This window comes from Corynebacterium pseudokroppenstedtii, assembly GCF_019754945.1.
GTDB lineage: Bacteria > Actinomycetota > Actinomycetes > Mycobacteriales > Mycobacteriaceae > Corynebacterium > Corynebacterium pseudokroppenstedtii.
Map to the genome: position 1 here is coordinate 158,983 of NZ_JAEUWU010000001.1, position 24,180 is coordinate 183,162.

At 57.8% G+C, this 24,180-nt stretch carries 18 protein-coding genes, 1 tRNA gene and 1 pseudogene; 13 read left to right on the forward strand and 7 right to left on the reverse strand.

What is annotated here, in order from left to right:
• Positions 1-7: 7 nt before the first annotated feature.
• Both JMN36_RS00685 and JMN36_RS00690 read right to left on the reverse strand, forming a co-directional pair.
• Positions 8-680 (reverse strand): annotated as a pseudogene (locus tag JMN36_RS00685) (NAD-dependent deacylase).
• 279 nt (positions 681-959) lie between these two features.
• A complete protein-coding gene (locus JMN36_RS00690) occupies positions 960-1,163 on the reverse strand; it encodes a DUF2188 domain-containing protein (protein WP_204087203.1) in 204 nt (67 codons plus the stop codon).
• 465 nt (positions 1,164-1,628) lie between these two features.
• On the opposite strand from JMN36_RS00690, the gene JMN36_RS10850 reads away from it, so the two are divergent.
• From JMN36_RS10850 to JMN36_RS00705, 3 genes are all read left to right on the forward strand, one after another.
• Positions 1,629-3,338, forward strand: coding sequence for a cytochrome b/b6 domain-containing protein (locus JMN36_RS10850; RefSeq protein ID WP_221923649.1), 1,710 nt, complete (start codon positions 1,629-1,631; stop codon positions 3,336-3,338).
• Between the two features lie 311 nt (positions 3,339-3,649).
• Positions 3,650-4,957, forward strand: coding sequence for an anaerobic C4-dicarboxylate transporter (locus tag JMN36_RS00700; protein WP_204087201.1), 1,308 nt, complete (start codon positions 3,650-3,652; stop codon positions 4,955-4,957).
• Positions 4,958-5,082: 125 nt separating this feature from the next.
• Positions 5,083-5,283 carry a hypothetical protein gene (locus JMN36_RS00705; RefSeq protein WP_204088833.1) on the forward strand — a complete coding sequence of 67 codons (201 nt, stop codon included), beginning with the start codon at positions 5,083-5,085 and terminating at the stop codon, positions 5,281-5,283.
• Between the two features lie 75 nt (positions 5,284-5,358).
• Here the strand turns inward: JMN36_RS00705 and JMN36_RS00710 are convergent.
• The 4 genes from JMN36_RS00710 to JMN36_RS00725 form a co-directional block, all read right to left on the reverse strand.
• Positions 5,359-5,431, reverse strand: a tRNA-Arg gene (locus JMN36_RS00710).
• A gap of 153 nt (positions 5,432-5,584) precedes the next feature.
• Positions 5,585-6,232, reverse strand: coding sequence for a LutC/YkgG family protein (locus tag JMN36_RS00715; protein ID WP_221923650.1), 648 nt, complete (start codon positions 6,230-6,232; stop codon positions 5,585-5,587).
• 2 nt (positions 6,233-6,234) lie between these two features.
• Positions 6,235-7,923, reverse strand: coding sequence for a LutB/LldF family L-lactate oxidation iron-sulfur protein (locus JMN36_RS00720; protein ID WP_221923651.1), 1,689 nt, complete (start codon positions 7,921-7,923; stop codon positions 6,235-6,237).
• On the reverse strand, positions 7,920-8,705 hold the full coding sequence (locus JMN36_RS00725; RefSeq protein ID WP_221923652.1) for a (Fe-S)-binding protein: 786 nt from the start codon (positions 8,703-8,705) through the stop codon (positions 7,920-7,922). The genes JMN36_RS00720 and JMN36_RS00725 overlap by 4 nt, the downstream gene beginning before the upstream one ends.
• Before the next feature lie 363 nt (positions 8,706-9,068).
• Between JMN36_RS00725 and argS the strand changes: the two genes are divergently transcribed.
• The 4 genes from argS (at position 9,069) to thrB (ending at position 14,668) form a co-directional block, all read left to right on the forward strand.
• Positions 9,069-10,733 carry an arginine--tRNA ligase gene (argS, locus tag JMN36_RS00730; RefSeq protein WP_221923653.1) on the forward strand — a complete coding sequence of 555 codons (1,665 nt, stop codon included), beginning with the start codon at positions 9,069-9,071 and terminating at the stop codon, positions 10,731-10,733.
• Positions 10,734-10,849: 116 nt separating this feature from the next.
• On the forward strand, positions 10,850-12,187 hold the full coding sequence (lysA, locus tag JMN36_RS00735; protein ID WP_236881841.1) for a diaminopimelate decarboxylase: 1,338 nt from the start codon (positions 10,850-10,852) through the stop codon (positions 12,185-12,187).
• A gap of 213 nt (positions 12,188-12,400) precedes the next feature.
• Complete coding sequence (locus JMN36_RS00740; protein WP_221923654.1) at positions 12,401-13,735, forward strand: homoserine dehydrogenase; 1,335 nt, start codon at positions 12,401-12,403, stop codon at positions 13,733-13,735.
• Complete coding sequence (gene thrB / locus JMN36_RS00745; protein ID WP_221923655.1) at positions 13,736-14,668, forward strand: homoserine kinase; 933 nt, start codon at positions 13,736-13,738, stop codon at positions 14,666-14,668. It abuts the gene before it with no gap.
• A 40-nt stretch (positions 14,669-14,708) separates the two neighbouring features.
• Here the strand turns inward: thrB and JMN36_RS00750 are convergent, their stop codons facing one another.
• Positions 14,709-16,493, reverse strand: coding sequence for a long-chain fatty-acid--CoA ligase (locus tag JMN36_RS00750; RefSeq protein WP_221923656.1), 1,785 nt, complete (start codon positions 16,491-16,493; stop codon positions 14,709-14,711).
• A gap of 582 nt (positions 16,494-17,075) precedes the next feature.
• Here JMN36_RS00750 and rho point away from each other — a divergent pair.
• The 6 genes from rho to JMN36_RS00780 all read left to right on the forward strand — a co-directional run bounded on the left by rho (position 17,076) and on the right by JMN36_RS00780 (position 24,050).
• The gene (gene rho, locus JMN36_RS00755; protein ID WP_221923657.1) at positions 17,076-19,097 is read left to right on the forward strand and encodes a transcription termination factor Rho; all 2,022 of its coding nucleotides are present in this window, start codon (positions 17,076-17,078) and stop codon (positions 19,095-19,097) included.
• A gap of 181 nt (positions 19,098-19,278) precedes the next feature.
• Positions 19,279-20,352, forward strand: coding sequence for a peptide chain release factor 1 (prfA, locus tag JMN36_RS00760; protein ID WP_046202532.1), 1,074 nt, complete (start codon positions 19,279-19,281; stop codon positions 20,350-20,352).
• Positions 20,349-21,503 (forward strand): N5-glutamine methyltransferase family protein, encoded by a 1,155-nt coding sequence (locus tag JMN36_RS00765; RefSeq protein ID WP_221923658.1) that lies wholly within the window; start codon positions 20,349-20,351, stop codon positions 21,501-21,503. The genes prfA and JMN36_RS00765 overlap by 4 nt, the downstream gene beginning before the upstream one ends.
• A gap of 8 nt (positions 21,504-21,511) precedes the next feature.
• Positions 21,512-22,168, forward strand: a complete 657-nt coding sequence (locus tag JMN36_RS00770; RefSeq protein ID WP_012731915.1) for an L-threonylcarbamoyladenylate synthase — start codon at positions 21,512-21,514, stop codon at positions 22,166-22,168.
• A 62-nt stretch (positions 22,169-22,230) separates the two neighbouring features.
• The gene (locus JMN36_RS00775) at positions 22,231-23,409 is read left to right on the forward strand and encodes a glycosyltransferase family 4 protein (RefSeq protein ID WP_221923659.1); all 1,179 of its coding nucleotides are present in this window, start codon (positions 22,231-22,233) and stop codon (positions 23,407-23,409) included.
• Entirely contained in the window at positions 23,406-24,050 is a 645-nt protein-coding gene (locus JMN36_RS00780; RefSeq protein ID WP_241865083.1) for a Cg1360 family ATP-synthase-associated protein, read from the forward strand. Before JMN36_RS00775 ends, JMN36_RS00780 begins: the two co-directional genes overlap by 4 nt.
• Positions 24,051-24,180 lie beyond the last annotated feature (130 nt).

Sequence of the window (24,180 nt, forward strand, 5' to 3'; positions counted from 1 at the left end):
AAGAAGGCTATTGGTCGACGAGCCAGGGCAAACCCTCGGCGGCGTTCGCCCGGATCGACCACGTAGCTAACTGGGTGAGGTCAGTCTCGGCCGGGCTGACCTCCACGATGGGGGTGCCACGGCGCGCGGCAAGCGTCGGCAATGATGCTGCCGGATAAACGACGCCGGACGTTCCGATGATGACCACCAGGTCGGCGTCGTTCATGGCTGCTTCTGCCCTCTGACCAATCGTTGGATGGCAGGGCTTCACCGAACCACACGACGCTTGGGCGGACTGTTCCTCCGCATTCCGCGCAGCGAGGGGGAGCGAGCCGCTCAATGGGGTGGGCCGGGGGTTGTTCACCAGGCGCGGGCTTTCCGCACACACTGCACCGATATTCGTTCAGGCGGCCGTGGAGGTGCGCCACATTTGTTGCCCCCGCGCGTTCGTGCAGGTCATCGATATTTTGGGTCGTGGTGTGCATCGAGACACCATCGCGCGCACCCCACCGGGCCAATGCTTTGTGCCCGGCATGTGGTTGCGCCTCACGCGCACAGTGTTCCCGCCACTGATACCAGGCCCACATGGGATCGGGATCCTCCCGCCACGAATCAATACTGGCCATAGCCTGGGGATCCACGTGGCTCCATAGACCAGTCTCGGCATCGCGGAAAGTATCTAAACCGCTATCGGCGCTCATCCCTGCCCCCGTGAATATTTCAACGCTGCGCGCTCGGTCTCGTGCGGTGCGAAGACTGCTTGGAAGTGGGTCAGTAGGAGAGATAACAGTTGTATTGGGATACATCAGATTCACTCGATGCTCACGCAGTGGGAGAGCGGTGTTGCTGGAAAGTGTGGTGTGATCAACCGAACCCGTGAGAAGAGCGCTGGCTATGATGTTTTCCCTGCTCGCTCACAGTAAGTGGCGTGGGATATTAAGCCATGTGCTCTTCGTGGGATCCTTCTTTATTGCTCCGAACTATTCCGAGTAAGAATGACGCTCAGAAATAGTGCCGTCCAGATTCTTGATGATGTGGTCGCCCTTGCGCTCTTTAGCGAGGTTACGGCCGTATTCAACAGCTTCCTCTTTGGTTTCGTGGGTGCTGGTCGCTCGCTCGTTACCCTGAGGGCGGTTCTTCCATTCACCATCTTCGTTGTAGGTCTCGATAACGGTATCTGCCATTGTTGTGTCCTTTCATCTCAATCAATTGACGACGCTTATTCCGGTAGGCGACCGAATCAATTCGTTCGTATCCGAACACCAAGCAGTGCTATCTATCAAGTATAGAGACAGGTAATTTGATGCGCTGTGCGTTCACCGAGATTATAGCCACACTACAAGTGGTTCTTTCGGGGAAAACCACTTTCTCGGGTGGGCGGGGGGAGCTGTGAGTTTCAGATCTGTGGCTTTTCACCCTTTAGTGACACTGTTCACAGTAAGCTGTTGATATTCTTTCATCGCGACGATCAGTCGTGACGGTTCTAGGAGTCCACTCGCTTGGACTGTCGACGAAAGATTCTGACCGTTTATCGGTGATTATCTCAGCGTGGACAACCCGGCGATGGGGTACAACCGTCGCACTCGGACACCGGGACCAGGATTGCCGCGACTTAATGACGAGCTTGAATTGATGAGGAGAGATCTACGATGTCGCCAGTTCCTCCACCCCCACCGGGGAGCCCATCCCCATCGGAGGCCTCGAAAAAACGTGCCCCAGCCGCGTCCGACAACGACGACACGACGCAGGACGCGGTGGAGCCGCGCGAGGTCGATAGCACCACTACTCAGGGTGACGACGCCGGGTCGGGCGACAAACCGAAGTTCAGCGCTAAGTCGCAAGCTCCTGGCGCTCCGGTAGCCCCCGGTGCGCCAAAAGCCCCGGGTGCTCCGAAGGCTCCGTCGGCGTCCGGCGATGTGGAGGAAGGGGGAGCTCCCTCGGCTCCTAAGGCAGTGAAGGCTCCGTCGGCTGCTAAGACAGGCGGAGCTCCCAAGGCCCCTGGTGCGCCTAAAGCGCCATCTGCACCATCTGCCCCCGGTGCGCCGAAAGCACCGACGTCCGCTAAGGCGGGTGGAGCACCTAAAGCTCCGGGTGCACCGGGCGCTCCGAAGGCCCCTGCATCCGCCAAAGCAGGTGGAGCTCCCAAGGCCCCTGGTGCGCCTAAAGCCCCATCAGCTCCAGGTGTCCCGAAGGCCCCCTCGGCGGCTGGAGCAGCCGCTCCCGGTGCCCCCAGTAAACCCGGAGCAAAGAAACCTGGTGCGCCAGGTAAGCCGGGTAAACCCGGTGCAGGTGCACCGGGCAAGCCAGGTGCAAAAGCCCCAGCTGCGAATAAACCCGGTGGTCCGAAGGCGCCGGGCAATAAGAAATCGGGCACCGGCAAGGCCGGAAAAGGCAAGACCGGCAAAGACGCGGCCAAGAAGTCCGGGAAGAAGGACTCGAAGAAGCAGCGCGAACCGATCATGATCGGTGAGAAGAGTCTGATGCAGTGGGGCAAAATCGCTGGTCTCGTTGCCGCCGGACTTATTGTCCTCGGAATCATCGTGGTTGTTGGCGCCCGCTGGCTAATGAGTCTGGATGCCGTCTCTCGATGGGTGGACAAGTATCCCGGCGAATACGATCCTTCGCCCGCGCCGGATCCTGGCTTCCCGTTGTGGGCTCGATGGCAGCATTACCTCAACTTCTTCTTCATGCTGCTGATTATCCGGACTGGTCTACAAGTGCGTCATCAGCAAAAGCCTCCTGCTGTGTGGCAATCGAAACGTGGCGGTAAGAAAATCAGCATTTTCTTGTGGCTGCACACCTCACTTGATGTGTTGTGGCTGGTCAACGGCCTGGTTTTCGTTGTGCTCTTGTTCTCCACGGGTCACTGGACGCGTCTCGTGCCCACCAGCTGGGAAGTCTTCCCGAACGCCTTGTCCGCGGCTCTTCAGTACGCGGCGTTCGATTGGCCGGCGGAACACGGTTGGGAGAACTTCAACAGTTTGCAGCAAATCATGTACTTCCTGGTGATCTTCGTCGCCGCCCCGCTAGCTGCGATCTCGGGCGTGCGCATGAGTGAATGGTGGCCGAAAAAGGCAAAAACCCTGAACAAGCTGTACCCGGCCCCGGTCGCTCGTCATATTCACTACCCGACGATGATCTACTTCGTGTTCTTCGTTTTCGTTCACGTCTTCCTCGTCTTCACGACGGGCTTCCGCGAAAACCTGAATCACATGTTCGCTGGTAATGACTCTGCGAACTGGGGTGGTTTCCTCTGGTTCATCGGTGGCCTTGCTGTTGCGGTAGCGGCTGTGATGGCGGCACGACCGCTCGTTCTGGCACCGATCGCAAGTCGATTTGGCCAGGTGAGTGCGCGTTAGAACTCACACGTAGCCGCAAGATTGAGCGTCTATTCGTCGTCGGTAAAGAGATTATCGACGACGAATTTCGCGTTTCTGGCATGCGTTGGCACGTCCTGAGACGCGTCGGCACGCGTCTGAGCCTCTGCCGAGAGTGAATGTCAGTGTAATTGTGGCTTCTTCCTGGGGTGTTGGGGATGTGAACCCAGGGGTACTAGTGTGTGGACGGATCACAAGCGTTCCGGGCTACGGCCCGTTGTAAACGTTGGCGATGATGACGCGGTCGCGCCCGTTGATTCACCTGTTTACGCGTGAGTAGAAAGCCTCGATTTTTGTTTGCACTGCAGATATTGATCGTCTTGGCGGCTATTGTCCTGGGGGCCCGGTTAGGTTCAATAGCAATCGGCTTCGCTGGCGGTCTGGGGGTACTTGTCCTCGGACTGACCGGAGTTCCGGTGTCCCATGAACAGATCCCGTTCGACGTCATCAGCATTATTATGTCCGTCATTTCGGCCATTGCTGCGATGCAATTGGCCGGAGGAATGGACTACCTGGTTCACGTTGCTGAACGTTTCTTGCGGAAGAATCCCAAGCGAGTCACATTCCTTGCCCCGATTGTCACGTATTTAATGACGTTATTGGCCGGTACAGGGCATACCGCTTTTTCAACGCTTCCGGTCATTGCCGAAGTAGCGAAAGAGGGCGGTGTCCGCCCGTCCAGGCCGTTATCCATTTCCGTTGTCGCATCTCAGATAGCGATTACCGCGTCGCCGATTTCAGCCGCCGTCGTTTTGATGGCGTCCTTAATGGAGCCGCATGGGGTGAGCTATCTGACGCTCCTCGCTGTGGTTATTCCGTCCACTTTCTTGGCTATTTTCCCTGCAGCGTTCATTACCAATCACCTTGGGAAAGAGTTAAGCGATGACCCGATTTATCAAGATCGGCTAGCTAAAGGTCTGGTGAAGCGGACACAGGGGCAGAAAGCTTATGTCCCCACAAAGAATTCCAAACTTTCGGTGTGGATTTTCCTTATCGCAATTATTGCGGTCATGGTCTACGCGACCTTGATTTCCGACCAAGTGGGCTTAATTTCACATCCGACATTGCCTAGGAATGAAGCCATCATTTCGTTGATGCTGGCTACAGCCACGATCATCACGCTCGTGTGCAAGCTACCGGCTGCTGAGATTTTGACGACTCAGGTGTTTAAGTCGGGCATGTCCGCGTGCATATGCGTCATGGGTGTTGCATGGCTGGGAACAACCATTATCGACGCGCACCTGGACCAGATTAAAGATCTAGCCGGGAACGTGTTGAAGGACTATCCGTGGATGCTCGCCGTGGTGTTGTTCCTTGCTGCGGCCTTGTTGTACTCCCAAGCGGCTACGACGAAGGCTCTCATGCCAGCGGCATTGGCGGTGGGGGTAAGTCCCGTCATAGCGGTGGCATCGTTTGCAGCAGTAAGTTCTTTGTTTATTTTGCCGACATATCCGACGCTTCTCGCGGCCGTAGAAATGGACGATACGGGAACTACGCGAATTGGAAAATACGTGTTTAACCACCCATTCCTCATACCGGGCACAGTGGCTATTGCAACGGCGGTTGTTTCAGGCTTTGTCCTAGGGGAGCTACTGATTTAACCCGCCCGCCGCCGTCCTTCGAGGCATTCACTCCGAATAATTTTCATTCTCATCGGGTTCAAAGCAATACAATAGAAAGCGATATACCGGCTTTGACCGAGGAAAAGAAAGATGGTGGGTTAATAATGTCTACTTTTACTGTCACAGCTGAACCAGGAACGAGTAGTGATGTCTGGGCCCTCGTGTGCCCCGAAGTGGGTGCCGTGTCCCAGGTGGAAAACCTCGATGATGCCGCGGATGAAATGCGGGAAGCGATCGCTTATCTTGCAGGAATAAAAGAAGATGACGTGGATATTGAGGTAGAGACGATTAAGCAAGCTAGTTAAACAACAACCTAGTTAGATAAAGGCTAAACCCCGCTTTGACCAAGTATTTGTACTGATCAAAGCGGGGTTTTACTGTGCCCCCGACAGGATTCGAACCTGCGACCTTTGGTACCGGAAACCAACGCTCTATCCCCTGAGCTACGGAGGCATCACCGGCAAAACACCACGATCCCTTGACACTAATTCAACGGATAACGGGGTGTTCACCGCACGACGAAACTACCTTAGCACTCCGTCGTGAAAGTACGAACACGCGGGGTAACTCGTGTCGGCAATCACGCGAGAATGCCCCATCTACCAGTCACTTCCGGACAATCAACACGATCAGAGTTCGTGGTCCGTGGACCCCTTCAACACGACTCAACTCGATATCAGAGGTCGCCGAGGGCCCTGAGACAAGAGTGATCGGCATCTCCGGGTTGAGGCGATCAATAGCCTCAGGAACACCATAGACAATCGACTCCTCACGTACGATGCACAAGTGGCAGTCGGGGACCAACGTCAACGCACGTCGGCCATTCGTCGCCGACCCATCCAGGTAGATCGTGCCCGTCTGCGCGGAACTGACGTGAGACTCCGTGATAATCGCATCGAAGCGCCCCAACTTATGAGGATCAGTGGAGCGATCATCCTTCTCAACATCCGCTGAGACTGAGGAATAAATAGATTCGTCGATGCCCTCGGCTACTCCGACTGTGGAGAACCTATGTTCGCGGCAGAGATCAGCCACCGTGGAGGGCAGGTCAGCCTCTTTAACGATGTGAACGTCGGCCTTGTAATCCACCAATCGGTCTTCGAGGAGATCGACCAGTTCGTCGGTGGACCGGGTCCGGTTGGTCCTGTAGTCCCGTGGAATGGGATAGGGCTCCGACGGCACACCGGCCAGTTTGTTTGCGTTGCGGATTCGCCCGAGGATTTCTTCTTTAGCGGACGTAGACCGGAATCCCATGACTACTTCCCCTCCTTCGACGAATTCTTAGCGCTGCTGTCGTCGTGTGCCTGTGAGTTAGAAGTAGCGTCGTCCAGCACATGCTCGAGAGGCTTCGACGAGTTCTTCCGCTCGCCAGGTTCACTGACCTTCACTTCGGCGGCGTCGCCAGTGTTGTGATCGGCATGGCGGAAACTGTTATCCGGAATACCTTCCTTCCGGGCAGCGGCCAGAGTCCTCTTGCCTTCCTCGGAAGCGAACCACGCGCGGAACGATTTCTTCGGCGGAATTGCGGTATCACGCACATTCGACCACCCAGAGAGGAAGCCGGGCAGGCTCGTGATCTTCCCCTTCGGCCACCCAAGAGCGCGTCCCAACACAGCGGCTCGGGCGGAGAAGTTCCAAATCTGTTTGTTCCCGAAGACCAGCCCCATGCTGCTCATGATCATGCCTTCGAACTTCGGCCGGTGGTGCTCAATCTTCTGGTGGCGAAGCTCCAGCAACGCGGACGGGATGTCGATCTCGACGGGGCAGACCTCGAAGCAGGCACCACACAATGAAGAGGCATAGGGGAGTGAGGCGTTGGGATCCTCGGCGGATTCCATACCTGCCAGTTGTGGCGTCAAAATGGCACCAATCGGACCTGGGTAGGTTGACCCGTATGCGTGGCCACCAGCTCGTTCGTACACCGGGCACACGTTCAAGCACGCGGAGCAGCGGATGCACTTCAACGCTTCACGGCCGATGGCATTCGCCAGCGCGTGTGTGCGTCCATTGTCAATGAGCACAATGTGGAAGTTCTTTGGCCCGTCGTTTTCAGTCGTTTCTGACCACAGGCTGGTGTAGGGGTTCATGCGCTCGCCGGTGGAGGACCGAGGAAGCAGCTGCAAGAACACCTCGAGGTCCTTGAACGTCGGCAAGAGCTTTTCAATCCCCATCACGGAGATCAAGGTCTCCGGCAAGGTCAGGCACATGCGGCCATTGCCCTCAGACTCGACGATGGACAGCGTGCCCGTCTCTGCGATACCGAAGTTAGCGCCAGAAATGGCGACCTTCGCGTCCATAAACTGCTTGCGGAGGAAGAGCCGCGATGCCTCGGCCAAGTCCGCAGGATTATCCGTCAAGCTCTCATCCGTGTTGGGCATCTCCTTAATAAAGATGTCCCGGATCTCAGCGCGGTTACGGTGAATCGCGGGGACCACGATGTGCGATGGACGATCATGACCAAGCTGGACAATCAGCTCGGCCAGGTCCGTTTCACGCGCCTCAATTCCAGCTTCCTTGAGGGCATCGTTGAGGCCGATCTCCATCGTCGCCATCGACTTAATCTTGACGACCTTCTTCTCACCCGTCTCCTTAACAAGACCGGTGATGATCTCGTTGGCCTCTTTAGCGTCACGGGCCCAGTGCACATGGCCACCACGCGCGGTGACAGCTTCCTCAAACTGCTCCAGAAGCTCAGGCATCCGAGCCATCACGTCACGTTTGATGGCCGACCCGGCGTGGCGAAGTTGCTGCCAATCGTCGATTTCACCAACAACACGGGCACGTTTATCGCGAATCGTATGCGTCGCCATCCGCAAGTTGTGGCGCTGGACCGAATTCTTCAAATCATGGCGAGCAGCTTGAGGGAATCTTTCCGTACCACGAAGATTGCCGACGCCGTCAGGGGCAGTGGGTGGCATCGTCGGCATACCAAGACTGATGGTCACAGCATTGCCTCCTTGGAATAGAACGCGCCTTCCGGCGTCCAGGGGTGTTCTTCAGTCGATGCGAGGATTTCCGCAATGTGCAGGGCGCGGACACCGGAGCGCTGGCGGGACAAGCTACCGCCGATATTCATGAGGCAGCTCGGGTCGCCGGCGGTGACGAATTCCGCACCAGTCGAGACAACATTGCGAGCTTTGTCGCCGACCATGGCGGCCGACGTATCCGCGTTCTTCACCGAGAACGTTCCGCCGAATCCGCAGCATTCCTCCGCGCCGGGCAGGCGGACAAGATCCAGGCTCTTGACCTGTTTGAGCAGCTGATAGGGGCGGTCGCCCACCTTCACCATGCGCAGCGAGTGGCAGGTTGAGTGGTACGTCACGCGGTGGGGGAAATAAGCACCAATATTTGTTTTCCCCTCGACATCAACAAGGAATTCCGAGAGATCCAAGGTCTTCGGTGCCGTCTTCTTCACACCGTCGACGAGTGCTTTATCGCCATAGCGTTCCGCGACCATTTGGTGCTGGTGGCGGACCGCGCCCGTGCATGAGCCCGATGGTGCGATGACGTAATCAATGGATGGATCCGAGAATGCGTCAACATAGTCGCGGATCTGGGGGATGATTTCTCTTTGATAGCCAGTGTTGACGTGCATCTGTCCGCAGCACGTCTGGCCTTCGGGGAATACTACTTCGTGGCCAAGCCGGGACAAGATCACTGCCGTCGCCTTGGAAGCGTCAGGAAATAGGGCATCCCCGATACACGTGGAAAATAGTGCGATACGCACAAGCCCTCCTCAGGGTTAAAGTCGTCATCATCAGTTTAGGACTAAAACTTCATTCCTCAGAGGTGGTCAGCGCGTATCGACGCAGGTAAATGAGCCGATAATGAAATGAAAATGATTGTCGCGAGACTTTATTAAGTATTCTCGCAGTGCATGGAAATTCCCTAGAAAGGTATGTGCATTAACGCAATACCAACGTTTCGGAAATAAAAAACTCCGAGTTACCCACTTTCGGGGTGAATATCGACAAGCTGGCACCAGCACTCCGCGCTGACGAACGGTTCAATCAACCGAAACCGACAGCGAGCTGAACTAGCACTTGGCAGTGATAGGGAACCCCGGCGCGGTGCCGTACACTGTGGGCCTATGACTCCCGAAGAATTGTCGACTCTCATTGCCACGCGTGCTGAATCTGTCTTGTCACACCACGGGAAAGATGCCTCGGTACTACCGCCGACGGTGACAGTAGAACGACCCCGCAACCCAGAACATGGCGACTATGCAACGAACTTGGCCTTGCAGATTGCCAAGAAAGTGGGAACATCACCGCGGGAGCTAGCAGGTTGGTTAGCAGAAGACTTAGCCACCAACTCCGCCATCGGCACTGTCGACGTCGCCGGCCCAGGGTTCCTTAACATTCGCCTCGCTGCCGCCGCTCAGGGAGAAATCGTGGGACGCATTCTCGCCGAAGGGGAACGGTTCGGAAGCAGCTCAGAACTTAGCGACGAGGTCATCAACCTCGAATTCGTATCAGCGAACCCTACCGGGCCCATCCACTTGGGCGGCACACGCTGGGCCGCAGTCGGCGATGCCCTTGGACGTATTTTTGCATTCCGTGGCGCGTCGATTACCAGGGAGTATTACTTCAACGACCACGGGCGGCAGATCGACCGCTTCGCACGCTCGCTCGTTGCGGCCGCCCTCGGCCAGCCCACTCCGGAGGATGGCTACGGAGGGGAATACATTCAGGACATCGCGTCGTCCGTCGTCGAGAAGCATCCGGAAGCAACGCAGATGTCCCCCGAGGAACGCCAGGAAGTCTTCCGCAAGGAAGGCGTGGACCTCATGTTTGCGCATATCAAACGCACCCTCCACGAATTCGGCACTGACTTCGATGTGTTCTTCCACGAGAACTCGCTCTTCGAATCCGGCGCGGTAGATCAAGCGATACAAAAACTGAAAGACAATGGCAATCTCTACGAGGCCGACGGGGCATGGTGGCTGCGCAGCACCTCATTTGGCGACGACAAAGACCGCGTCGTGATCAAGTCCGACGGTGACGCAGCATATATCGCGGGAGATATTGCCTACATCAGGGACAAAATCGAACGTGGTCACAACCTATGCATCTATATGTTGGGAGCCGACCACCACGGTTACATCGCTCGCCTCAAGGCGGCCGCGCAGGCACTGGGCTATGACCCAACCCAGGTTGAGGTCCTGATCGGCCAGATGGTGAACCTGGTGCGCGATGGTAAAGCTGTCAAGATGTCGAAGCGCGCCGGGACGGTCATTACCCTCGATGACCTTGTCGAACTTATTGGTGTCGACGCTGCCCGCTATGCCCTTATACGCAGCTCAGTGGACCAAACGCTGGATATCGATATGGATCTGTGGGCCCGCCAAACCAACGACAACCCCGTGTTTTATGTGCAGTATGCGCACGCGCGGCTGTGCTCGTTGGGGAGGAAGGCGCAGGCAGCGGGGATCGCGGTCAAGGACCCCGATTACTCTCTCCTGACCAATGACTACGAGGGTGCGCTCATCCGTACTTTGGGCGAATTCCCCTCTGTGGTGGGAACCGCGGCGGAGCTCCGTGAACCGCACCGTATTGCGCGCTACATGGAGGAGCTGGCGGGGACATTCCACCGGTTCTATGACTCCTGCCAAATCCTTCCCAAGAAATCAGAGCCGACGGGCGACGACGCAGCGCCGATTGTCTACGCACGGCTGGCATTAGCGCAGGCAACGCGCCAAACGATCGCTAACGCATTGAACCTTCTCGGTGTCAGCGCACCCGAACGCATGTAGGAGCCCCCGTGGATCTACTGAGTAAAGGACCAGGCTTCGCGCATCTATACGCCGACGCGAGCCTGCCCGAGTTTTCAACCGATCAATTCAATGCCCTGCCTCCGCATGTGTGGCCCATGAACGCACATCGCGACGACGATGGCCAGGTGTCGATTGCCGGTGTTCGCTTGGTCGACTTGGCCAATAAGTATGGAACCCCACTCATGGTCGTGGATGAGGACGATTTTCGCGCTCGATGCCGGGCCATGGCCGATGCTTTCGACGGCCCCGGGCATGTCCATTACGCGTCCAAAGCATTCCTTACCGTTGGCATTGCCCGATGGGTGGCGAGCGAGGGATTGTGCCTTGACGTCGCCTCCGATGGTGAGCTGGACGTGGCATTGCGCGCGAGTTTTCCACCCGAGCGCATCACCGTGCATGGCAATAACAAGTTGGACAGCACGTTGACCAAGGCTGTTCAGGCAGGCGTGGGCCACATTGTGATCGACTCCCGTCAGGAAGTGGATCGGCTAGGGAAGATTACGCGGGATGCTGGTGTCCGCCAAGAAGTGTTGATTCGTGTGACACCGGGTGTTCACGCGGATACTCACGAATTCATTGCGACGTCACACGAAGACCAGAAATTCGGTCTGTCGTTGGCTTCCGGTGCAGCGAAGGATGCGGTTCTTGCAGCGATGGACTACGACTCGCTGGCCGTCGCTGGGCTGCACTGTCACGTCGGGTCACAGGTTTTTGACGCCGACGGCTTCTCCCTCGCGGCTGAACGTTTGCTTGGCTTGATGGCTGACTTGCATCACCAACTCGGTCGGTACGGCAGCGACGGTGGCGTCGAGAAAAAAGATGTCAAGGATTCCTTGGACATCCTGGATCTGGGTGGCGGCTACGGCATTGCCTACAGCGCCTCGGATTCGCCCCTGGATGTCCGGTCGGTGGCCGACGATCTTAAAGCCCGCGTCCATAAAGCGGCCCATGACCTGCACTTTGACCCCCCGACATTGATGGTTGAACCGGGCCGCGCCATTGCTGGCCCGTCGACGGTGACGGTCTACACGGTGGGAACAATTAAAGATGTGCCCACGGATGAGCGCTCCACTCGGCGCTATCTCGCCGTTGATGGCGGGATGTCGGATAACATCCGCCCCGCGTTGTACAACGCCCATTACGATGGTCGAGTGATTAATCGCCTGATGCACGGAAACCCGATTCCCACGCGCCTGGTGGGATCACACTGTGAATCCGGAGATATCCTCGTCGAAGATGGAATTTATCCCGACGATATCGAGGTCGGAGACCGTATCGCCCTCGCAGGCACTGGCGCGTACTGCTTCTCCATGTCGTCGCGGTACAACATGTTCTGCCGGCCGGCCGTTGTCGCAGTGCGCGACGGGCACGAACGCGTGATGGTCCGTCGGGAAACAATTGATGATCTTCTTGCGCTCGACGAAGATTGCTGACGGATGCTGACCACTGCTGACGATAGGTCGAATCCGTCTATCGAATCTGTCGGTCACCTAAAACCTGAGTAGACCAGCATAAATACTAGATATAGTATCCTTCATACAGCTTTGTCTGCCGACGCATACAGGACAACGACGTTGAGCCAACAACGTTGTAAACCGAACACCACACAAGGGAACCAACACAAGGGAAGCACAAGGGATAGGAATATGACCCAGCAAACTAGCTACAACACCGGAAAAGGGGCCGGGGAAACCGTCGGAGTTGCCCTCCTCGGCTTTGGCACCGTCGGGCAGGCTGCCTATCGGCTCATGAACGAATATGCCGACGAATTTACCGAACGAGCTGGTGGGCCAATTGAAATCCGCGGTGTGGCAGTGTCCGATCTATCCCGCCCGCGTGAAGGCGTTGATCCCGACCTCCTCACCGACGATGCCATGAGCTTGGTTCTTCGCGACGATATCGACCTCGTCGTGGAAGTCATCGGCGGCATTGACCTGCCACGGAAGCTCGTGTTGGCGGCGTTGCGGGCCGGGAAGTCTGTCGTCACCGCGAACAAAGCCCTGGTGGCGGCTCACGCGGACGAATTAGCCGAAGCAGCCGATGCGTCGGGCGCAGATTTGTTCTTCGAAGCAGCAGTGGCGGCGGCGATCCCCGTGGTGGGGCCTCTGCGACGCTCTCTTGCTGGTGACCGCGTCAACCGGGTCATGGGCATTGTCAACGGGACGACGAACTTCATCCTGGACGCCATGGATGAGTCGGGCGCGTCCTATGACGAGATGCTGGCTGAAGCGACCCGTTTGGGATATGCCGAGGCAGACCCCACTGCCGACGTCGACGGATATGATGCAGCTTCCAAGGCGGCCATTCTTGCATCCATTGCTTTCCACACGCGCGTGTCCGCCGACGACGTCTACCGCGAGGGCATTCGCGAGATCACCGCGGCGGATATCGCGTCGGCAAAGGCGGTGGGATGCACTATTAAACTGCTGGCCCTCTGCGAGCGACTTGTTGATAGCGAGGGTAAGGAATCCGTCTCTGCCAGGGTGTATCCGGCGCTGGTGCCGCGTAACCACCCGTTGGCGAGCGTGTCGCAGTCATTCAACGCTGTGTTCGTCGAGGCGGAAGCCGCTGGGCGTCTGATGTTCTACGGCAATGGTGCCGGCGGAAACCCGACCGCGTCGGCTGTGTTGGGCGACGTGATCGGTGCGTCGCGAAACATCGTTTTGGGTGGTCGTGCTCCGGGAGAGTCTGTGTACGCGTCGTTGCCAATCGCGCCATTCGGTTCCATCGACACCCGGTACCACGTCGTCATGCACGTGAAGGACCAGGTTGGTGTCCTTGCCGACGTCGCCAAGTGCTTCGCTAACCGCGGCATATCGCTGAAGACGGTCCGCCAGGAGGGCAGCGAAAACGGCGCTCGGCTGGTTGTTGTCACCCACATGGCGCGGGAGGACGACCTCGAGAAAACCGTGGCCGACGTCTCATCCATCGATACGGTGCTGTCCGTCGAGCGCGTGCTGCGCATGGAGGGGGACGACTAAGTGCCACACGATATCCCGGTGGGGCGCTCGGTCACGGTCCGCGTGCCAGCGTCGTCGGCCAATTTAGGGCCCGGATTCGACACCCTCGGCTTGGCTGTGGGGCTCTATGACCTGGTGACCGTCGAGGTCACTGCGTCCGGTTTAACCGTTGATGTGCAGGGTGAAGGCGCTGGCGAGGTTCCCCTCGACGGAACCCACTTAGTGGTGCGGGCGATCTGTGAAGGGCTTCGTGTTGCCCATGCTGACGTCCCCGGCCTGGCGGTGTCCTGTGAGAACTCGATTCCGCAATCGCGCGGTCTCGGCTCGTCCGCGGCGGCGGCAGCGGCTGGAGTGTGTGCTGCTAATGCCTTGGCAGATAACGCCCTCACGACTGATCAGGTTGTTCAGGTTGTCAGTTCTTTTGAGGGCCACCCTGATAATGCGGCCGCATCTGTGCTGGGTGGGGCAGTGGTGTCCTGGACGGATACGCCTGTCGATGGTGAAACTGCGCCCCAGTACCACGCGATCGGTGTGGATGTTCACCCCGACATTCGCGCAACGGCCTTTATCCCGGATTTCACGGCGTCGACGAATGCGGTGCGCCGAGTGCTGCCCAGTGATGTGAGCCATGTTGACGCACGATTCAATGTGTCACGAACGGCAGTCATGACGGTTGCGCTGCGTACCAACCCCGAGCTGTTGTGGGAGGGCACGAGGGATCGCCTTCACCAGCCTTACCGCGCAGACGCCTTGCCGGTCTCTGCGGAATGGGTAAACCGCCTGCGTAACCGGGGTTATGCGGCATACTTATCGGGCGCTGGCCCCACCATCATGGTTCTCTCCACCGAGGACCTGCCCGCCGAAATCATTGACACCGCATCCTCCGAGGGGCTTCGCGTTCTCACGCTCCCCATCGCCGGCCCTATCCAGGTCAATCGCAAAGAACTGGGATAGTGCGTGGCGGGAGCGCGTGGCGAGCTTACCCGCGCAAACGCTAGGCCTGCGATGCTGAGCTAGAGGAACTATTGTCGCCGTAGCTATCGCCACTACGACGGGGCCCTTGCAGGGAAATGACATCCAGTTTCCCGTCGGCAAGGTGCTGCCGCAGGTCCTTCTTGTCATATTTATCGACGCTCGTCTTATCGATAGTGTCAACGAATGCCCAGTACTCGGGGATCATCCACCCGGGAATGACCCCACGTAATCGTGTGCGAAGACGCTCTGCTGTCGCCGCCGACCGCTCAACCCCGTCGGCAAGGACAGTCACCGCCAGCGGCCGCTCACCCCATGTCTCATCGGGATATCCGATAACGGCACATTCAAGAACCGGGGGAGCGTCAACAACATAGTTCTCCAACTCGGCCGAGTAAATCCATTCCCCACCTGAGCGGATAACATCGCGGATGCGATCATTGACCGTTAAGAACCCATCGCGGTTAATAGAGCCGACGTCTCCTGTGCGGAACCACCCGTCGTCGGTAAAACGATCATCGGCGTAGTCAATGGGTTCGCCTCGGAAACGGGACGCGGGGCCATCGCCTTCGCCCGTCGGTGAATGGAAATAGGAGCCGGTTACCCAGTTGCCGCGTACCTGGATTTCGCCCTGGTTGCGGTCGTGTCCTTCCAGCACGTGGCCGGCGTCGTCGGCAATTCGGAAATTCATGGCGACGGGGAAGCGCCCCTGGGACTCGCGGTAGAGATCTCTCGTTTCCCCACTCAAGCCTGCCGGGGGGCGTGATACTGTCCCCACGGGTGACGTTTCTGTCATTCCCCAACAATGAATGACATCGACACCAAACTTTTCTTCCCATACTTTAATGAGCACCGGCGGGACAGGGGCCCCACCAGCGAAAATCTCCCGAAGGCTCATACGCTTCGGCGGGTTGTGGAAATAGTAGGAAAAGAGCGATACCCACAATGTCGGAACCCCGTGTGCCGTACGAGGCATAGAGGTTGCGATCACCTGCGCAAGGCGAGGTGCCGAAAGATCCTCACCAGGGAAGATGAGCGGAGCGCCAGCCATCCAGGCCGCGAGAGGAACGCCCCAGCTCAGAACGTGATAAATGGGGACACAACAAAGGAAGGACACGCCATTAGTAATGGCGAAGGAATCCACGCCCAGCAATGATTGCGAGTGCAAGAACATAGACCGGTGGGAATAGGCCACACCCTTGGGCGCCCCCTCGGTGCCCGTCGAAAAGCAGAGGGCAGCTGCGGTGTCTTCGGGGAGATCGGGCCATGGAAACTCGGTGGCTTGACCGTCGATAAAAGCCTCATAATCGGTGACCGAAAAATGGGGGTCAGGGATGGCATCGAAGGCAGCGACGGCTTCAGCGCGCTGTGCCGACGACCCGGACGCGATGATGATGTGGTTCACTCCCGGACACTCGGTGATGAGTCTGGCCAAGCGGGGTGCATTGCGGGGCGAAACGACGATGACCTTCTGGTCCGCATAGTTGATGATGTGGATGATTTGGTCGTCGGAAAGGTGCGAGTTCAGGGGGCTAAATACGGCTCCCATGCACGACGACGCAAAAAACACTTCGAGATGCTCCGCGCAATTGTCCATCATGGTTCCGATGCGTTGGTCGGCGTCGATACCGCAGAGCGACCGCAGAGCATGAGCACACGCGGCAGCTCGGCCGGCGAGTGCGGAAAACGTGATGGTCTCTGGCCCGGATTCGCCCCAACTCGTTACCTCTGTGTCTCCGAAAACAGTGGCACCGTAGGTGAAAATTTGGGTGACAGAAAGAGGCACGTCCATCATCGTCGACTTCATGTCGTTTACTTTAAGTCAGACAGACGGTAGATGCAGGTGAAGCCCATCCGCGTGCCGTTGCAGCGACTTGTGCTGGAAAGTGGTACGGTTATGAGCGATTCCTTTGGTTGTAGTTTTCGGACTGCTCATCAAGTTGTGTATTCTCCGCTAGGGCATCGAGCCGAACGATGTGTAACATCGGCTTCCGGCCTAGCAAGAGTGGTGGATCCAGGGGATTTCTCATCCGCCCTGAATACAACACCGATGACCGGACGCTACAAAGAATCCTTCATTTCGTAATCGCGCGTAGTGTCGCGAATCTGCATCGCCCGCGATGGCTAATGGTAAAAACCGCGATAGCAGTTCGGGCAGGTCACGTGTCTTTCGGCACATTGACACAAGCGGAAACGAAATGACGCACATTCCGTTGACATGCTGCACCATCGGAGAAACACCATCGTGAGGCCACCGACGGTAGAGCGATGAAGCAGCGTCGCGATAGGACAACACCACAGGGCTAACCCTCCAGCGCGTGATGAGACACGTATCCACTGACAAATACTGACAATTGTCCCCGGAGGGGCTGGCAACGAAAGGACATCCGTGACTGATACGGACACGAACAACTTGGCCGCTATGCGCATCCCGGAATTAAAGGCGCTAGCTGCCGAAAAGGGGATTCGAGGACTCTCAGGGCTGCGCAAGGGGGATATTATCGCAGCCATCCAGGCCGCCGACGCTGGTCAGCCGTATTCTCGGCCCCGTCGATCCACACGGAAAGCGGGGGAACCGAAGGCCGAGTCCCACCATTCGGATAACTCTGAATCGCCGAACTCCGATTCATTTAACACTGGATCGTCGGCAAACAACGACGGACGTGGTTCCGGCTCCGATAACCGCCAGAATGGTAACGACGACCGTCGTGGAGACGAGCACTCTGGTGGCTCGGACTCCCACTCCGACTCCCATTCGGATAATGACAACGGTCGCGACAACGACGATTCTGACGATTCCCGCCACCACGGCTACAAATCGCGTTCCCAGGCACGCCGTGCGCGTCGCCACCGTGCCCGCCACAACGGTCATTCCAATGACGGTGATGACCGAAATAATTCGTCCCGTGATTCTTCCGACGATTCGGATGATAATAACTCCCGCCGGGATGATGACCGGAATAACAATGATCATCGACGGTCCAATGACGACCGTGATGATCGTTATGGCCACAATGACGACAACTCCGGTGACAACAACGACCACAATGGTCGCGGTGGCCGCAATAACCAGGACCACCGGGGTGGTCGCAACAACCGCAATGATCGTGACAACCGGAACGATCGCGGTGGCCGCAATAACCGCAACGACCGTAATAACCGCGGCAATCGGCGCAACCGTCGCAACCGGGATAACCGCGACAACCAGAACCCGAACCAGCTGCGCGAGGGTGAAACTTTCCAGCCGATCGCGGGCATCCTCGATGTTGTCGACAACAACACTGCGTTCATTCGCACGTCGGGGTACCAGTCCGGCCCGAACGACGTTTATGTGTCTATGAACATGGTTCGGTCCCAGGGAATGCGTCGCGGCGACGCTGTGACCGGGCAGATTAAGGTCCGTGAGGACGGATCAAGCCGCCCGCAGCATGGTCGCGGCCGCAACCGGCAGAAGTTCGCCCCCTTGGCTCGCGTTGACACGGTCAACGGCATGACGCCGGAGGAGGCCAAGGCCCGCCCCGAGTTTGCCAAGCTCACACCGCTGTACCCGAACCAGCGGCTGCGTTTGGAAACGGACCAGAAGAAGCTCACGACGCGTGTGATTGACCTCATCATGCCGATCGGTAAGGGGCAGCGTGCGCTGATCGTGTCCCCGCCGAAGGCCGGTAAAACGACGATTCTTCAGGACGTCGCTAACGCCATCACGACCAACAATCAAGAGTGCTACCTTATGGTTGTTCTTGTCGACGAGCGCCCTGAGGAAGTCACCGACATGCAGCGTTCGGTCAATGGTGAAGTGATCGCCTCGACGTTTGACCGCCCGCCGAGCGAGCACACCACGGTCGCTGAGCTGGCGATTGAGCGGGCTAAGCGCCTTGTTGAGGCTGGTCAGGACGTTGTTGTGCTGCTGGATTCCATTACGCGACTGGGCCGCGCCTACAACAACTCCTCTCCGGCGTCGGGCAGGATCCTGTCCGGTGGTGTGGATTCCAACGCCCTCTACCCACCGAAGCGATTCTTGGGTGCGGCACGGAACATCGAAAACGGTGGTTCGCTGACCATTATCGCGACGGCGATGGTTGAGACGGGTTCCGCGGGTGACACCGTCATCTTCGAGGAATTCAAGGGCACGGGTAACGCAGAGCTGAAGCTTGACAGGAAGATTTCGGAGCGCCGCGTCTTCCCAGCCGTCGACGTGAATCCGTCGGGTACCCGTAAGGACGAGCTGCTCCTGGCTCCCGACGAGGCACGCGTCATGCACAAGCTACGTCGGATCTTGTCGGCACTGGACCCGCAGCAGGCTATTGACTTGCTGATCAAGCAGCTGCGCAAGACTAAGAACAATGGCGATTTCCTCATGCAGATCGCGTCGTCGGCACCCATGAGTGTTCCCGACGACGATGACGAGTAATTCGTCCCCTATGCGCGACGCTAAGCCGTGAAGCCAGGCAGTGATGTGAAGTAGTGGCGCCAGGAGGTAAAGCTCTCCTGGTCACGGTGCGGGCGGTGGTTCGGTTGAGCCGCCGCCGTCGCGCTATATTCGTGTAGTTACCGGTATTTGTAGTGAGCAGTTAAAGGAGCACTCTGGGGTCATGGCGACGCATGTTTCGGCGGTCGACGACATTGTTTCGGAATATCAAGGGCTCGAAGCTCAATTAGCTGATCCTGATTTACATAACGACGCTGCTCGCGCGCGGAAGGTGGGGAAGCGGTTCTCTGAACTCCAGCCCATCATTCAGACGAATGACCGGTTAAATGCTGTTACTGATGATCTCGAAGCCGCCGAGGAAATGGCCCACGAAGACCAGGAATTCGCGGCAGAAGCCGAGCGTCTTCGGGCGGAAAAAGAGGAGCTATCGGATAAGCTAGCTGACCTTTTGGCTCCGCGTGATCCTCATGATGGCGATGACATTGTGATGGAAGTGAAGTCCGGTGCGGGCGGGGAAGAAGCTGCCCTCTTCGCCGGCGAATTAGTGCGGATGTACCAGCGCTACGCGGACAAACACGGCTTCGCGATCGACGTTTTGGACGACGCTCCGACGGACCTCGGGGGAATTAAAGACATCACCATGTCTATTCGTTCCAAGAAGCCGTCTCGGGACGGTGCGTGGAGCGTCTTCAAGTTTGAGGGTGGCGTCCACCGTGTTCAGCGAGTTCCCGTTACCGAGTCCCAGGGGCGTATTCAGACTTCCGCTGCCGGTGTCCTCGTCTACCCGGAACCTGATGAGATTGAGGATGTCGAGATTGATGACAAGGACATCCGCGTTGATGTGTATCGCTCATCCGGTAAAGGTGGCCAAGGCGTTAACACGACCGACTCCGCTGTCCGCATCACACACTTGCCGACGGGGTTGATCGTGACGTGCCAGAAAGAACGTAGCCAGATCCAAAACAAGGCGCGCGCGATGCAGGTCCTGGCCGCGCGGTTGCAGCAGATGAAGGAAGAAGAAGCAGAGGCTGCGGCGTCGGCTGATCGTGCCGCTCAGGTGCGGACCATGGATCGTTCGGAGCGCATCCGTACCTACAATTTCCCCGAAAATCGCATCTCTGACCACAGAATTAATTACAAGGCGCACAACCTCGACCAGGTTCTCGACGGCGACCTGGATGATCTCTTCTCTGCGCTGCAGTCCGCAGAGCGCGCCGAACGGCTCGAGGCAGAATGACGTATCCCCGTACATCTGTTCGCCAGATGATCAACAATGCCGGCGGACGACTGCGCGCTGCGGGGGTGGATTCTCCACGAGTCGATGCTGAGCTTCTGATGGCACATGCGCTCACCGTTAAGGGCGCGCCGGGTGCGGAACCGGTCACACGGTCCTCGTTATTCTTCCGACGCCAAGACGACGTCGATCCCGACACGGCTGAGTTTTTCGAAGCGTGTATTAGCCGACGTGAGCAGCGGGAACCCTTGCAGCACATTATGGGGACGGTGCGGTTCGCAGGGATCGATCTGCTGATCGGTCCGGGGGCTTTTATTCCCCGTCCGGAAACCGAATTGATTGTGGAATGGGCGGGAAAGCAACTCCGGAGAGCGTTGGATAACCGGTCCGAGAAATCCGGGTCTTCGAAGCCTGTGCCGGCGGATTACACGATCGTTGACTTGTGCACTGGGCCTGGAACTTTAGCTCTGGGTGTTGCGCACGCGGCGGGTAACGCGTTGTTGTCTCTTCATCGCGACTTTCGAGAGCAGGCGGCCGTCAATCCGCAAGTGGGAAGCGTCGGCAAGCTCCCACGAATCCGCATTGTTGGCGTTGACACGAGCGACGTCGCGCTGGATTACGCCCGTCGCAACGTCGAGACCTTCATGCAGAATTGGCGGGCCGAAGCGCTGGACGTCGGCCTGTCAGAGGACGACGCCGATCAGCTCTCGGTGAGCCTGTGCGCAGGGGATGTCACAGATCCCACTATCGTGAAAAGCATTCGGGACTTGTGTGGCAGGGACACGCGTGATCGGGACAAACGTGACGGTGACTATCCTGAACCGACGCACGAACTGAAGGTGGATATGGTCGTTTCGAATCCACCCTATGTGCCCGAGAACACGGCGATTTCGCCCGAAGTCGCGGCCGATCCTCATGACGCCGTTTTCGCTGGTGCGGACGGAATGAGCGTGATCGTGCCGATGATGGCCGTGGTTGAGGATTTGTCTAGCCCCGGCACCGTCGTGGCTGTGGAACATGACGAGCTCAACGGGCCTGTGACCTCACAATGCTTGAATAATCACGGTTTCACCGATGTAGAAATACATAAGGATTTAGCTGGACGCGATAGGTTTGTGACGGGCATTCGGGCCGCACACACGAGGAAAGCGTAATAACACTCATGAGCACAATTTACGATTGCACTGACCAAGACGAACGACGTCGTGGCCTCGAGGCTGCCCAGAGCGCAGTAAAGGGCGGACGGCTGGTCGTTATCCCCACCGACACCGTCTACGGCATCGGATGTGATGCATTCGATAACGACGCTGTTGCCGCGCTGTTGCGGGCGAAGCATCGTGGCCCTGACATGCCTGTTCCCGTGTTGGTTGGGTCATGGGACACCGTCGACGGCCTGGTGCAGACGGTCACTCCGCGGATGCGCGAATTAGTCCAAGCGTTTTGGCCTGGCGGACTGTCATTTGTAGTGACGCAGGCTCCGTCGTTGCCCTGGGACCTTGGGGATACTAACGGATCAGTGATGCTTCGGATGCCGCTACAGCCGGTCGCGATTGAGCTGTTGAGAGCCACAGGCCCCATGGCAGTGAGCTCCGCGAATATTTCGGGGCAGCCGCCGGCGACGTCGGCCATTGCCGCGAAACAGATGCTGGGAAGCGAAGTATCCGTCTATTTGGACGATGGAGAGGCGACGATCGGGGAGCCGTCAACCATCATTGATCTGACCTCGCCCACCCCTCATCTTTTGCGTGAAGGGGCGATTTCTGCAGAACGTATCTCCGAGGTCATCGGAACGAGCCCTGCTACTCTGCGTCAGAGATAGTTCGAGGGGAAAACGGCCTCACGTGCGCGGTTAGTCCAGGGAATGCGGGGTAGAGAAACATCATGATCGTTTGTGCACAATCAGCGGTGGGGGGAACCGGTGTGCCCATTCGGGAACTCATCCTTGTTCTCTGCACGGGCTGCATCGTGACGTTCCTGACAACAGGATGCATACGATCCGTCATGGTGCGGACCGGGAGAATAGCTATCCCGCGTGCCCGTGACGTCCATAAACAACCCCGCCCGCGGTTGGGTGGGGTCGCGATGTTCACCGGCGTCATTGCAGCCTTACTGGTGGCCAACCAATTACCGGCGTTGAACCGCGGATTTCCTCCCATGACTCCGGACTTGAGAGCCGTGTTATGGGCTGCCCTCATCATCGTTGTTGTCGGCATTATCGACGACTTGTATGACATTCCGGCTCTGGTGAAACTGGTTGGGCAGGTCGCTGGTGCGACGGTCATGAGTCTACTGGGGTTGAGTTGGTACCTCCTCTACGTTCCCTGGCATGGGGGCACCACGGTCATTCTGGATCAAGTCCAGTCCACAGTCCTGACTGTCGTCTTCACCGTCACCCTGATCAACGCGATTAACTTTGTCGACGGTCTCGACGGGTTGGCGGCCGGCGTCGGAGGGATCGCGGGAATTTCGCTCTTCGCGTTTTCGCTCACCATTCTCCACGACCAAGGGGGAGCGGTGAGCGCTTATCCGCCGGCCATTATTTCCGCCGTGTTGATTGGAGCCTGCGCGGGTTTCTTGCCCCACAACTTTGAGCCGAGCCGGATTTTCATGGGCGACACGGGGTCCATGCTGATCGGCCTTCTCCTCGCGGCGGCATCGACCTCAGCGTCTGGCCGCATCACGATGTCGCTCTATGGTGCCGCCGATATTTTCGCGCTGCTGAGCCCGATCATCGTGGTGGCGGCGAGTGTGTTCATCCCGATGCTCGACCTCATCATGGCTGTTATCCGCCGTGTCGGTCACGGGAAAAGCCCGTTCGCCCCAGATAAAAAGCATCTGCACCACAGGCTGCTCCAGCTCGGGCACACTCACCGACGGGTGGTCCTTGTGCTCTACACGTGGGTGAGCGTCGTCGCCTTCAGTGCGGTGGCAGCAACAATTTTGCCGACGGACATTACCCTCATTGCGGTGGGGCTAGCGATCATCATCGCCGTCGGGATTACGTCTGTACCGCGCTCGCGTGATCGTCGGCACCCGGACCGCTACAATCAGCCAGCGTGACTGATTCCCACTCCTCTGGCGAACCGAACAGCGCCTCGTCGAAGCCGACGTCTCCATATTCCACTTTCGCATCGGGGAAGTCCGGCGGAAAAACACCGGAACAACCCGATGGACAGGACTATTTTGAAACGGCGAACTCGTCGGCTAACTCGTCTACCGACGGTGGTTCGTCTATCGACGACGTGATTGCGAAGAGAAACCGGCATGTGTCGGATCCGCGGTGGCCGTTGCTCAAAGCTGCACGGCTTGGGGGTATCGCAATTGCCTGTTTAGCTGTGGTTTCGTTGTTGGCCTGGGGCGGACAATCAGGTATGCGAGGTGTCTGGGGAGCGCTCATCGGTTCTGTCATCGGTGGTGCCTTTGTTTTGCTCACTATCGTGAGTGTGCTCATCACATCTCGGACTAATCCCCAAACGACGATGGCTGTGGTGATGGGGACGTGGCTGCTCAAAGTCGTCGTTGTCTTACTCGTCTTAGTCGTTCTGAAGAACATGTATTTCTATGACCACCTGGCGTTGGCGGTCACGGTGATCGCCGCGTTAATCGTCGGATTGGTCTCAGAAACATGGGGTGTTTTAACCGCGCGTGTGACCTATATCGCTGACCGAGAATGGGCAGAAGAACGGGACCACCAGCAATAGCCTGCATGGGGGTGAATCAGGTGTAGTTTTAGGGGGGTCGGATTGAGAGATCGCTTGGGAAAAACCTGAATTAAGCTGCTATCGTCAACTGCGGGTTATAAGGAAAAGTCGCTATGCGTAGCCACCCCCG